This window comes from Lacticaseibacillus songhuajiangensis (genome assembly GCF_003946025.1).
GTDB lineage: Bacteria > Bacillota > Bacilli > Lactobacillales > Lactobacillaceae > Lacticaseibacillus > Lacticaseibacillus songhuajiangensis.
On the sequence record NZ_RHNR01000059.1, the window covers coordinates 1 to 12585 of the forward strand.

Consider the following 12585-nt stretch of genomic DNA (forward strand, 5'->3'; position numbering starts at 1 on the left):
CAGTCCCGACCTTCGGTCTAACCACTATTTTCAAACTGAGCATCCTTGCGGATGAAAGTTTCCCGACTTACGCTGACACACAGTTATAGCCTAAAATTACTCCGCACCATTATCAGCTGCGGCACGTTCCACCTTTTGGCGGACAGCATGCAAGTTGCTGTTGTCGGTCATGATGATCAGCGTGTCCCCTGCGCGAATGACGGTGTCACCATGCGGAATGCGACGCTCATCGCCGCGGCGGATTTCGACCAGCAGGCTATCCTGTGGCCATTTGAAGTCGCGCACCTGCACGGAATCCAAGTAAGAGCCCGCAAAGACTGGCAACTCAAACCGCTGCGCCTGGTGCAGACGGCCGAGTTGCTTGGGCAGAACCAAACGACTGAGTAAGGCTTCGTAGATTGGTGCGCCCCCCATCAGGTCCGTCACCGTAAAGGCAGTTAGCGACAAGATGGCCAGTGGCGCCAAAATTTTGAGTGAGCCCACCATTTCGGTGATGAGCAAAATTGCGGTGAACGGCGCCTTCCCAATGCCAGCGAAGTAAGCGGCCATCGAGAAAATAATGAGGTTCAACACATACTCGCGCGGAAGCAGTCCCAGGTCGGTCATCGCGACACCGTAAACCGCCCCGAGCACGGCACCTAGCGAGAGAATAGGCAGAAAAATCCCCCCGGGCAGCCCACTGCCATACGAGACCATCGAAAAAATAAAGCGCACGGCAAACAACAGAATCAGCGGCCATAATGTCGGAATACTTTTACCAAAATCCAAGATGATGCTGTTACCACCGCCAAGGACTTCCGGTGCGAGTAGCCCCAGCGGAATGACCAGCAGCAGTGGAATCATGCCCTGATAAGCGCGCGGGATATGCGTTAGAGCGTAAATCCGCGGCATTGCCAGGGTGATTTTACTGTAAAGCATGCCCATAACGCCTAGGAAGATGCCCAGCACAATCAGGTGCCAGTACTGACTAAGTGGCATCGCGCTGAGGTAGTGCAAGTGCAGCACCGGCGTCAGGCCAAAGAAGCGCAATGACACCACGTCGGCGGCAACCGCCGCAGCGAGGCTAGTTGTCCACACCAGCGGACTGAAATTGTGGTAAACCTCTTCCAGCACAAACATCGTGCCGGCAATCGGAGCGTTGAAGGCTGCCGACAGGCCGGAAGCCGCCCCCGCCGCGATCATTATGCGCCGACTCGCTCCCTTTTGCTTGCGCAAATCAGCATAGCCCTGGCCAACTGCAGCCCCCAACTGAATGGACGGGCCTTCACGACCAAGAAAAAGGCCGCTACCAATGCCAATGACACCGGCGACGAATTTCCGCCAGAGGATTGACCACCAGTTAAAATCCATATCACCGTGCAACTGCCCTTCAATTTGTGGAATCCCAGATCCAGAGATGTTCGGTTCTTTCTGCAGCAGGTGCGCAATGTACAGCCCAGCCACGATGCTGACCAGTACAATGCCCGCAACGATTAACGGCGTTGGGTGCATGTACAGGGACTTGACGAAGTCCAACATTTTTTCAATTAACAGCCGAAAAGTGGCAACAACCACGCCGCCAATGGCACCGACCAGCAATCCAGTCATGATGTAGGTGAAACGGGTGCGGTCGTTTTTTTGCTTTGCCTTCAAGCCCTTAGCCTCCCAGCTAGAAACCATATGTATCAAAAAAGCCGCCGAGGCGGCCTTTCTGTTTAGATCAGCTAAGCAACAATTAGAAGTTGAACTTCTTGATGTTGTAGAAGCTGTTGCGGCCCTTGTACTGGGCAGCAGAGCCGAGCTGGTCTTCAATCCGCATGAGCTGGTTGTACTTCGCAATACGGTCAGTACGGCTCATGGAACCAGTCTTGATCTGGCCGGCGTTGGTAGCAACAACCAGGTCAGCAATCGTGGTGTCTTCGGTTTCACCGGAACGGTGGGAAACAACAGCTGTGAAGCCAGCTTCCTTAGCCATTTCGATAGCTTCGAAGGTCTCGGTCAGGGTACCAATCTGGTTAAGCTTAATCAGAATGGAGTTGGAAACGCCCATGTCGATACCCTTCTTCAGGTAGTCGGTGTTCGTAACGAACAGGTCGTCACCGACAAGCTGGACCTTGTCACCGAGCTTAGCGGTGATCTTCTGCCAGTCTTCCCAGTTGTTTTCGTCGATAGGGTCTTCGATGGAAACAATTGGGTACTTGTCAACAAAGCTTGCAATCAGGTCGATGAATTCGTCCGTGTTGTAAACCTTTTCTGGGTCACTCCAGCGGAGAACGTAACCGTTCTTTTCGCCATCCCAAAGTTCGGAAGAAGCAACGTCAAAGGCAAGCGCAACGTCTTCACCAGGCTTGTAGCCGGCCTTCTTGATAGCTTCAACAAGGATTTCGAAGGCTTCTTCGTTGTCCTTAAGGTTAGGAGCAAAACCACCTTCATCACCAACAGAGGTGATGTCGCCCTTTTCCTTCAGGAGAGCCTGAAGTGCGTGGAAGGTTTCGGAACCCATACGGATAGCTTCGTGAACGCTCTTAGCACCAATAGGCATGATCATGAATTCCTGGAAGTCAATGGTGTTAGTGGAGTGTGCACCACCGTTGATAACGTTCATCATTGGGGTAGGAAGCACGTGACCGTTAGGGCCGCCAAGGTATTCGTACAGTGGCAGGCCAAGTTCGTCAGCAGCAGCACGGGCTGCAGCCAGAGATACACCAAGGATGGCGTTGGCGCCAAGCTTGCCCTTGTTAGGGGTACCATCGAGGTCGATCATGGTCTGGTCGATGAGACGCTGGTCAGTTACGTCAAGGCCGATAACAGCCTTGGAGATCTTGTCGTTGACGTTAGCAACAGCCTTGAGAACACCCTTGCCGCCGAAACGAGACTTGTCACCGTCACGAAGTTCAACAGCTTCGTGTTCACCGGTGGAAGCACCTGAAGGAACAAGTGCACGGCCGAAACCGCCATCTTCAGTGTACATTTCAACTTCAACAGTTGGGTTGCCGCGAGAGTCGAGGACTTCACGAGCAAAGACATCAGTAATGATAGACATTGTGTGATTTTCTCCTTTATATTAGCAAAATATGCTTGTGTAAGAAGCGGACCAACATCCGTTCCGAGTACTATCATACCAAACTTTGCAGTCTAATTAGTAGTACTTTCACAGATGTTTTCCGCAAAATGAAGACTTAGCGCAAGGCGCAATTAGTCCTGGTAGTTAGCCAGTTCAAGGAAGCTTTCAGGAACGAGGGCAGCACCACCGATGAGACCACCGTCGATGTCTTCCTTGCTCATGATTTCCTTAACGTTAGCAGGCTTTACAGAGCCACCGTACTGGATACGAACGTTTGCAGCAGTTGCTTCGTTGTAAAGGGAAGCAACCGTCTTGCGAATGTGTGCGCACATTTCTTCAGCCTGGTCAGCAGTAGCGGTCTTACCGGTACCGATAGCCCAGATTGGTTCGTAAGCGATAACAAGGCTTGCAACCTGCTCTGCAGAGAGACCGTCAAGGGCAGCCTTAATCTGACCAGCAATCCAGCCTTCTGCTTCGCCGGCTTCACGCTGTTCAAGCGTTTCACCACAGCAGATGATTGGGGTCATGTTGTTGCGGAAAATGGCCTTAGCCTTCTTGTTGATGTCTTCGTCCGTTTCGTGGAAGTAGCCACGGCGTTCGGAGTGACCAATCACAACGTAGTCAACACCCATTTCGGAGAGAACCTTAGGGCTGGTTTCACCAGTAAAGGCACCTTCGTCTTCGAAGTAGCAGTTTTCAGCAGCCGTCTTGAGTTCGGAGTTCTTAGCGAACGCAACGAGGGCTGGCAGGTCAACAGCAGGTGCAGCAATAACGGTCTCCACCTTGGAGGCAGCTGGGAGCTTGCCGGCGATAGCGTCTACAAATTCCTGAGTTTCCTTAGGGCTTTTGTTGAGCTTCCAGTTACCAGCAATAATTGGGGTACGCATTATACGAAAACTTCCTTTCAGAATCGTCCGGAAAATCCGGTTTAGTAATAGTCACCCGTAACCTTTTGGTCGTAATCGGGACTGACGGACACGCAGGCAAGCATGCTTCCCTGCGTGTCAACGCGTCAGCCCCCATTTAGGAGCGACATTGAGTTGTGGTTAAGAAATTACTTGTTGCTGATAGCAGCAATACCAGGCAGTTCCTTACCTTCAAGGTATTCAAGACTTGCACCACCACCAGTGGAGATGTGGGTAATCTTGTCAGCAATACCAAGTTCAACAGCAGCGGCTGTAGAGTCACCACCACCGATGATGGTAGCAGCATCGGTGAGTTCACCGAGTGCCTTACCAACTTCGTAGGTACCCTTAGCGTAGTTGCTCATTTCGAACACACCCATTGGGCCGTTCCAAACAACGGTCTTGGCACCCTTAAGGGTTTCCTTGAAGAGTTCGATGGACTTTTCACCGATATCAAGGGCCATGTAACCGTCAGGAATGTTGCCTTCGACAGTCTTGTGAGGTGCATCGTTGTTGAATTCAGTAGCAACAACGTTGTCAACAGGCAGAACCAGCTTGTCGCCGGCTTCGTCGATGATCTTCTTGGCAAGGTCAATCTTGTCGGTTTCAACAAGAGACTTACCAATGGAGAGACCCTTAGCTGCGTAGAAGGTGTAAGTCATCCCACCACCGACGATGATCTTGTCGGCCTTAGGAATGAGGTTGGAGATAACACCAATCTTGTCGGAAACCTTAGCACCACCCAGGATAGCAACGAATGGGTGCTTAGGGTTTTCAACGGCGTCACCGAGGAACTTGATTTCCTTTTCCATAAGGAAGCCAGCAGCGGTCTGCTTCATGTTGGAAGCAATGCCGACGTTGGAAGCGTGACTACGGTGTGCAGTACCGAAGGCATCGTTGACGAACAGGTCGCCAAGGCTTGCCCAGTACTTGCCAAGTTCAGGATCGTTACCGGATTCCTTCTTGCCGTCAAGGTCTTCGAAACGGGTGTTTTCCATTACGAGAACATCGCCGTCGTTCATCTTAGCAATTGCATCTTCGAGTTCTGCACCACGGGTAGCAGGAACGAAGGTAACAGGCTTGCCGAGAAGTTCGGAAAGGTGTTCTGCAACTGGACGAAGGCTGAGCTTCTTCTTGTCGTCTTCGGTCTTGATACGACCAAGGTGAGAAAGAAGAATAGCCTTACCACCATTTTCAATGACGTACTTGATGGTAGGAAGAGCAGCTACGACACGGTTGTCGTTACCAATGACGCCGTCCTTGATAGGAACATTAAAGTCAACACGGATAAGGACTTTCTTGTCCTTAACATCGAGGTCAGAAACAATGAGTTTTGCCACGAAAAAATCCTCCTTAGATTTGCAAACCAAAAGGGGAAGGGAGTCTCCTCCCTCCCCCTTTCGGCAGTGCGGTATAAATTGTCTCGCTAGTTGTGACTAGTAATTAGTCAGCAAGCTTTGCGAAGGCGAGCAGGGTACGAACCATCTGGCAAGTGAAGCCGTATTCGTTGTCGTACCAAGCAACCGTCTTAACGAGCTGGTAGTCACCAGAGGTCGTTACTTCGGTCTGAGTAGGGTCGAAGACGGAACCGAAGGTAGTACCAACGATGTCAGAGGAAACAACTTCATCAGCGTTGTAGCCGAATGAAGGGTTGCCTTCCGTAGCCTTCTTCATGGTTTCGTTGACTTCGTCAGCGGTAACCTTGGTCTTAAGGATAGAAACAAGTTCTGTCAGGGAACCGTCAGGAACGGAGACACGCTGTGCGTGACCCTGAAGCTTGCCAAGGAGTTCTGGGATAACCAGACCGATAGCCTTAGCAGCACCAGTCGTGTGAGGAATGGTGTTGTAAGCAGCAGAACGTGCAGCACGCTTGTTGCCGCCACGAACAGGGGCGTCAAGAAGCTTCTGGGTACCAGTGTATGCGTGAACGGTGGTCATTGTACCAACTTCGATACCGTAAGCCTTGTTCAAGAAGTAGGCCATAGGTGCAAGACAGTTGGTTGTGCAAGAACCAGCGGAAACGATACGGTCGTCAGCTGTAAGGCTGTCGTGGTTAACGTTGTAAACGATGGTCTTGATCTTACCAGCAGGTGCGGAGATCAGAACACGCTTTGCACCAGCGTTGATGTGGGCCTGAGCCTTCTCTTCAGAGGTGTAGAAGCCGGTGCATTCGAGAACGTAGTCAACGCCGTCGTTCTTAACCCAAGGAATGTTGTTTGCGTCTGCTTCAGCGTAAACAGGGTATTCCTTACCGTCAACGATGATGGAGTTGTCGGTAGCGGAGATTTCACCAGGGAAAGTACCGTGAGTGGAATCGTACTTGAGAAGGTGTGCAAGCATTGCAGGTGTGGTCAAGTCGTTGATTGCAACAACTTCGATTTCACTGCTCTTTGCACCAAGTTCGTGGATACGACGGAAAGCCAAACGGCCAATACGGCCGAAACCGTTGATACCAATCTTAACAGTCATGCTAAAATTTCCTCCTTTAGGAAATGAGAAGTTTTATTTTAACGGGTTGCCCCGGTTAAAATCATATTTGCAGCACCCGCGTCCGTGATTAACCACGTGTTCTTGGGTGCGTGTTGCATGTACGCCTTGATTGCCTGGGCCTTACTACGACCACCAGCAATGGCAAAGACGAACGGAACTGTATCAAGACCCCTAATCGTCAAGCCGATTTTCGGAATCTTATAAACGACGCGTCCCTCTTCATCGAAGAAGGTGCCGAAGGTTTCGGCAACTGCGTGTTTGCTCTGAAGCATCTCCTGAATCTCCGGAGACATGTGCCGGCGTTTCGCCATCACAAGCGCTTCCCCTACACTATGAATCACTACGGAGCTATTGTCAATCAACTGTAAGACTTCCTTAACAGCCGGTTCGTTCAGTAGTGGTTTGTAGGCTTCCTCACTAATATTCTCGGGTACATACAAGACCTTGTACGCCCCTCCCGTGGACTGTGCCATCGCGGCCGCAACGGAATTAGCTTGGATTGCCACGGTCTCACCGACACCGCCCCGTGCGGGGACAAAAGTCAGGTCGCGACCAGTGGAAAGTTGGTAGGTCATCTGCTGTGCTGCCCGTGCAAGCGTCGTGCCACCCATGACGGCGACCGTTTGCTTACCCTGCGGCAACATAAACTGCATCGTCCGTGCAAGTGTTTTGCCCATGTCGTCCAGAACCCGAGAGCTCTGATCGGCATCGCCAGAAACAATAATGCAATGGTCAATGCCCAGTTTACGTGCCAGTGCTTTTTCATCACTACGGATGCCCAGCATCTGGTTCATAAACTCGTCCATGCTACTGAACACCTCGCGGCCCCGCGACGTCATGACAACGCCGCTCTTAGAACTTTCGAGGAGACCTTGTTTGCGGAGAAAATCAATTTCGGTTCGAAGCGTGCGCTCCGTGATATGCATCTGCTCCGCCAGTGAACGGCGCCCAACGGGCTCCATCCAGCTCACATATTGCAAAATCTGGTAACGTTTGCTCGCGACCGCCAACATGTCAGGTGCAATCGCCTCAATCCAGGAATACTGAGATTGCATTAGGCTCATTCCTTCTCGTGGGACGTTTGGTGTCCAACGGGAGCGTTCGGCGACCCAACAACCTCAAAAAAATTAAGGACCCCGGGTCGAACCGCTCTCCTTACCAACATGGTTATTATAGCAACGCCCACCACCGCATGCAAGCTGATAGCGCCTTACTTTCGCGAAAGCGCACGGAAAATTCGTGCTTTAGGCATAATTACAATAAATATTCTTATAACGTTCGTATTTGAAACCGAAACATAGGACTTACAGCCCTGCTCGTTCGGCAGAGCATTCGGCGTTGGTCTCATACTTATCTAATATTAGTAGCAAACGTTAACAATCAGCCCAAACTCAGCCATTCACGGCCGCTAAGTGCCCCCGCCGTCTCACTTGTGCAGTGCTGATTGCGATCCACGCTCAACGGACAAAAAAAGAGGCCAACCGTCGTTGACCTCTCAATACAATCTGCGCAGCCCGGGAGTCGAACCCGGATTTCGAGAACCGGAATCTCACGTGCGATCCATTACACTAACCGCGCAAAAGTACTTAACTATAATATCGAAGACCGTGGGGAATTGCAATAGTAAATGCGCCGATCATCCCCTGATGTGAATAAGCACACCGCCTCAGCCCACTGCGGCATGGACTACAAATAAATCGCGGCACACAAAAAGCCCCGCGCAAGCGCGAGGCTTTGGGCTAATTAACTACTTAGCGTCTTTCTTAGTTGTGAGCACGTCGTCAATAAGACCGTAGTCCTTGGCTTCCTGCGCGGTGAGGTAGTGGTCACGTTCTGTGTCCTTCTTCACCTTTTCGATGTCCTGACCTGAAGCGTCAGCGAGCATCTTGGTCAGCTTTTCACGTGCCTTACCAATCTGCTGAGCGGCGATTTCGATTTCGGTCTGCTGGCCCTGGGCACCGCCAAGTGGCTGGTGGATCAGAACTTCAGCGTTAGGCAGTGCAAAGCGCTTGCCCTTGGTCCCGCATGCCAGAAGAACGGATGCCATGGAGGCAGCCATCCCAATCGCAATGGTCTGCACGTCGGACTTGATGAGGTTCATCGTGTCCAGAATTGCCAAACCAGATGTAATCACACCACCTGGTGAGTTAATGTACAGGTAAATGTCCTTACTCGAGTCCTGCGCGTCCAGGAAAAGCAGCTGGGCGATGATGGAGTTGGCCATCTGGTCGTTAATTTCGCCAGACAGCATGATGATGCGGTCCTTGAGCAGGCGTGAGTAAATGTCGTAGGCGCGTTCACCGCGACTGGTCTGTTCGATAACTGTAGGTACTAACATAGCTTACCTCCTAATTTCAGGGAAGAGTTTCTTAGCACTATTTCTAATATAGTGCTAATCCTACACCCAACGTCAAAATAGGTCAAATATTCTTGCACTTGTTTTGCAAAATTCTTTACTTTCAGCCAGAACGTCAAAACGGGCGCCCAGCTTAGTTGTCTCACTCTAAGTCAAAGCGTCCGTTTTGCCAAGGGGCAAGTTGCGTTTTTCGTCCGCTACTCTGCCGCCCGCATTTTGTCAGCAAGTTCGTTCAGCTTACGCAGCCGGTGGTTAACGCCGGACTTGGAAATGGGGCCGTCCGCCACGAGTTTGCCTAGTTCCGTCAGTGACACCTCAGGGTGCTCAATGCGTGCCTGAGCAATATCGTGCAGCCGCTGCGGCAATTTGTCCAGACCGCCGTGTGCTTCAAGATACTTGATGCTTTCAATCTGCTTCTGCGCGGCGTTGACGGTGCGGCCCATGTTCGCAGTCTCGCTATTCACGAGACGGTTCACGGAGTTGCGCATGTCACGCATGATTCGCACATCCTCAAACTTGAGCATCGCGTTCGTGGCGCCAATGATGTTCAAGAAATCCGAGATTTTCTCAGCTTCCTTAAGGTAGACGATTTCCCCACTGCGCCGCTCAATCGTGCGCGCGTTCAGTTCAAAATAGTTCATCATCTGCATGATGCCCTCATTATGGTCCGCATACAGCGAGTAGATTTCGAGGTGGTAACGGCTGGTCTCCGGATTGTTGATGGACCCTCCCGCCAAGAACGCACCACGCAGGTAAGAGCGCATCCGTTGCGGTTCGTTCAGCACGTTCTCTGCCACCGCTGTGTTGATGCTCAGTCCCAATGGGTCCAGAATCTGCAGGTCTTGCAGCATGGGTTTCACATCCTGCTTGAGCCGCACAAGGTACTGGTTATTCTTCTTGAGCTTCATTTTGCGCCGCACAATCAGACTGGCTTCCTGCTTGTACAACTGCTTAATTAAGGAATACAAGCGGCGCGCGATAGCCGGGTTCTCCGTTTGCACGTCGAGGCCCAGCTGGTGGTTAACGATTGTGAGGTTGCCATTCATCCGGATTAAGGCGGAGAGCTCTGCCTTCGCGTGCTCCGGGTGCACCTCCAGCTGCGTTAACTCCTTTTTGACCTGACTCGCAAAACTCGCCATCTAGTGGCCTCCGTTCTTTAAATGGGCTTGGAAAGCAAGGTTTAATACTTCCTGGGCAACCTTGTCCCCATCATGGAACACACCACCATTGCGCAACTTCAGGAAGTCAGATGAAATGACCCGGCAACCCATATCGCGCAGTCCTTGATAGTCCGGCGTGACTGGCCGCGAAATCTCGACGTACTTCTTCTCGTCAAGGTAACCATCCGGCACCTTCTCGATGTTAACGAGCACGGTGTCCACAAAGTTCTGACCCATGTGCCGGTTCAGCACCCGCACGTGGTCGGCATCGGTGAAGTTATCGGTCTCGCCCTTTTGCGTCATGATGTTGACGACGTAAACGACCTCGGCGTTGGTTCGCAGCACTGCGTCACCCAAGTTCTTAATCATGAGGTTCGGCAAAATGCTGGTGAACAGACTCCCTGGGCCCATGACCACGACGTCCGCGTCCATGATGGCGTCGACAATCTGCTGCACCGCCACCGGTGCAGTCCCGTCATCACTGTTGGTGACGCTGACGGACTGAATGATTTTGCCCGCCGCCGTGATTTCGGCTTCACCGGACAACTCGGTGCCATCGGTGAACTTAGCGTGCAACGTTAGCGGGCGGTTACTGGCCGGGTAAACGTGCCCGTCCACCCGCAGCATTGAGGACAACTGCTGGACAGCAGCGAAAATTCCGCCGCGCATCTCGGACAGGGCCGCAATAATCAAGTTACCAATAGCATGACCAGCAAAGAAGGAATCCTTACTATCGAAACGGTACTGGAAAATATCCCGTTCAAGCTGCGGCATGTCAGACAAGGCAACTAGCACGTTCCGAATATCACCAGGCGGCACCACGTTAATGTAATCACGAATGACGCCGCTAGAACCGCCGTCATCGGCCACGGTCACGACGGCCGTGACGTCAGCATTCTGGTCGTGCAGGCTCTTAACAATGACGGGCAGGCCGGTCCCCCCACCAATCACGACAACCTTGGGGCGGCGACCTTTAATGACCCGAATAATCTTGTGATCTGCGCTCATGAGCGGTTCACCGTTTCCTTTCTGCGGTTGACATCGCGGTGGGTAACATCGACAGGGTATTCGCCCTTGAAGCTTTGACCAATGCGCCGGGCAAAACTGACGCTCCGGTGCTGTCCGCCGGTGCAGCCAATGGCAATCGTCAGGCTGGTTTTCCCCTCTTTAATGTACTGGGGCATGATCTCGTGCAACATGGTCGCAAACTTCTGGTAGAAACTCTCGGCAGCTGGGCTGGCCATGACGTAATCGTATACGTCCTGGTCCAGGCCGGTCTTATGTTTGAGTTCAGGGATGTAGTACGGGTTCGGCAAGAAGCGCACGTCCATCACAATGTCGGCATCAATCGGCAGCCCGTACTTGAAGCCAAAGCTCATAACTTCCAGGTGGAAGACGGGCTTGCGCTTATTTTCATTAAAGCTGGCAAACAATTCCTCGCGCAGTTCGCGCGGCGAAAGACTGCTGGTGTCGATAATAATCTCGGCGTGGTTGCGCAGCGGCCGCAAAAGCTCCCGCTCCTTCTTAATGCCGTCCATCAGTCGCCCGTCCATTGCCAGTGGGTGCGCGCGGCGGGTTTCCTTGTAGCGGGATACCAGTTCGGCGTCGGTTGCGTCCAGGAATAGAATACGGGTGTGCACCGACTCAGAATTTTCGAGTTCATGTAAAATGTCGACGATCTCGTCGTAAAAGGCGCGACTACGCAGATCCACGACCAGCGCGACCTTACGAATTTTGCCAGACTGATCTAGTAGTTCCCAGAACTTCGGGATAAGTGCTGGTGGCATGTTATCGATGCAAAAGTAACCAAGGTCCTCGAAGGCCTGCACGGCAACGGTTTTTCCCGCGCCGGACATCCCGGAAATAATCACCAATTCAAATGGTTCGTCGTTTTCTGCCACGCTGATTCCCTCTTTCTTCTTCGCACATTGTAACATGCCGGGCGTGTCTTAACTAGTCCTGCACGTATTCGGCCAAGCGACTGCGGTCGATTGTATCCTGCGTTAATTCCAGGTGCGTGACGCCGACGTTCTTCAACTTGAGCAGTTCCATTGCGTACTCGTCATTATGGTAGTTGCGCAGATAGTAGATGTGCTTGATACCGGCCTGGAGCAACATCTTGGTGCACTGCAGACACGGGAAGTCGGTCACGTAGACTGCAGCGCCGTCGACCGACACACCGAAGCGGGCACACTGGAGCACCGCGTTCATCTCAGCGTGAATCGTGCGCACGCAGTGGCCATCACGCAACAGGCAGTCGCCATCGATGCAGTGCTGGTCGCCAGACACCGATCCGTTGTACCCGCCGGCAATCACGCGCTTATCACGCACAAGCACCGCGCCTACTGACAGGCGTTTGCAGGTACTGCGCGCGGCAAGGAGCGCAGCCTGCACCATGAAGTAATGGTCCCAATCTAATCTTTCATCCGTCATTTCAGTCGCCACCTTAACTTTGATTGTCACCATTATACTATCTTCCAACGCCTGCTGTCCGTTAGCGTAAGTGTTGAAAATTCCATCCGCAAGGATGGCTGCTGTGAAAATCGACCGCAGGTGAAGTGCAATAGAAAAGTTAGACACTTAAAAATTTAAGTTAAGCAACCGTGGCCTGCTCCCGGTATTCTACTGGGG

General features: G+C 52.1%; 11 protein-coding genes and 1 tRNA gene. All 12 read right to left on the reverse strand.

Features of this window, described 5'->3' with window-relative positions:
- Nucleotides 1-96: 96 nt before the first annotated feature.
- Nucleotides 97-1659 (reverse strand): ClC family H(+)/Cl(-) exchange transporter, encoded by a 1563-nt coding sequence (locus tag EKM97_RS10915; protein ID WP_125572442.1) that lies wholly within the window; start codon nucleotides 1657-1659, stop codon nucleotides 97-99.
- A 55-nt stretch (nucleotides 1660-1714) separates the two neighbouring features.
- Nucleotides 1715-3022, reverse strand: a complete 1308-nt coding sequence (eno, locus tag EKM97_RS10920; protein WP_125572443.1) for a phosphopyruvate hydratase — start codon at nucleotides 3020-3022, stop codon at nucleotides 1715-1717.
- 152 nt (nucleotides 3023-3174) lie between these two features.
- Nucleotides 3175-3930: a triose-phosphate isomerase gene (tpiA, locus tag EKM97_RS10925; protein ID WP_125572444.1), complete on the reverse strand. Its 756-nt coding sequence runs from the start codon at nucleotides 3928-3930 to the stop codon at nucleotides 3175-3177.
- Nucleotides 3931-4097: 167 nt separating this feature from the next.
- Entirely contained in the window at nucleotides 4098-5288 is a 1191-nt protein-coding gene (locus EKM97_RS10930) for a phosphoglycerate kinase (protein ID WP_125572445.1), read from the reverse strand.
- Nucleotides 5289-5391: 103 nt separating this feature from the next.
- On the reverse strand, nucleotides 5392-6417 hold the full coding sequence (gene gap / locus EKM97_RS10935) for a type I glyceraldehyde-3-phosphate dehydrogenase (protein ID WP_125572446.1): 1026 nt from the start codon (nucleotides 6415-6417) through the stop codon (nucleotides 5392-5394).
- Nucleotides 6418-6455: 38 nt separating this feature from the next.
- On the reverse strand, nucleotides 6456-7493 hold the full coding sequence (locus EKM97_RS10940; protein WP_125572447.1) for a sugar-binding transcriptional regulator: 1038 nt from the start codon (nucleotides 7491-7493) through the stop codon (nucleotides 6456-6458).
- Between the two features lie 451 nt (nucleotides 7494-7944).
- Nucleotides 7945-8016: transfer RNA gene (locus EKM97_RS10945), tRNA-Arg, on the reverse strand.
- A gap of 169 nt (nucleotides 8017-8185) precedes the next feature.
- Nucleotides 8186-8776, reverse strand: a complete 591-nt coding sequence (gene clpP / locus EKM97_RS10950) for an ATP-dependent Clp endopeptidase proteolytic subunit ClpP (protein WP_125572448.1) — start codon at nucleotides 8774-8776, stop codon at nucleotides 8186-8188.
- Between the two features lie 215 nt (nucleotides 8777-8991).
- A complete protein-coding gene (whiA, locus tag EKM97_RS10955; protein WP_125572449.1) occupies nucleotides 8992-9933 on the reverse strand; it encodes a DNA-binding protein WhiA in 942 nt (313 codons plus the stop codon).
- A complete protein-coding gene (locus tag EKM97_RS10960; protein WP_125572450.1) occupies nucleotides 9934-10962 on the reverse strand; it encodes a gluconeogenesis factor YvcK family protein in 1029 nt (342 codons plus the stop codon).
- Nucleotides 10959-11855 carry an RNase adapter RapZ gene (rapZ, locus tag EKM97_RS10965; protein WP_318530785.1) on the reverse strand — a complete coding sequence of 299 codons (897 nt, stop codon included), beginning with the start codon at nucleotides 11853-11855 and terminating at the stop codon, nucleotides 10959-10961. The genes EKM97_RS10960 and rapZ overlap by 4 nt, the downstream gene beginning before the upstream one ends.
- 52 nt (nucleotides 11856-11907) lie before the next feature.
- Nucleotides 11908-12420, reverse strand: coding sequence for a ComE operon protein 2 (locus EKM97_RS10970; RefSeq protein ID WP_404820217.1), 513 nt, complete (start codon nucleotides 12418-12420; stop codon nucleotides 11908-11910).
- Nucleotides 12421-12585: the final 165 nt, after the last annotated feature.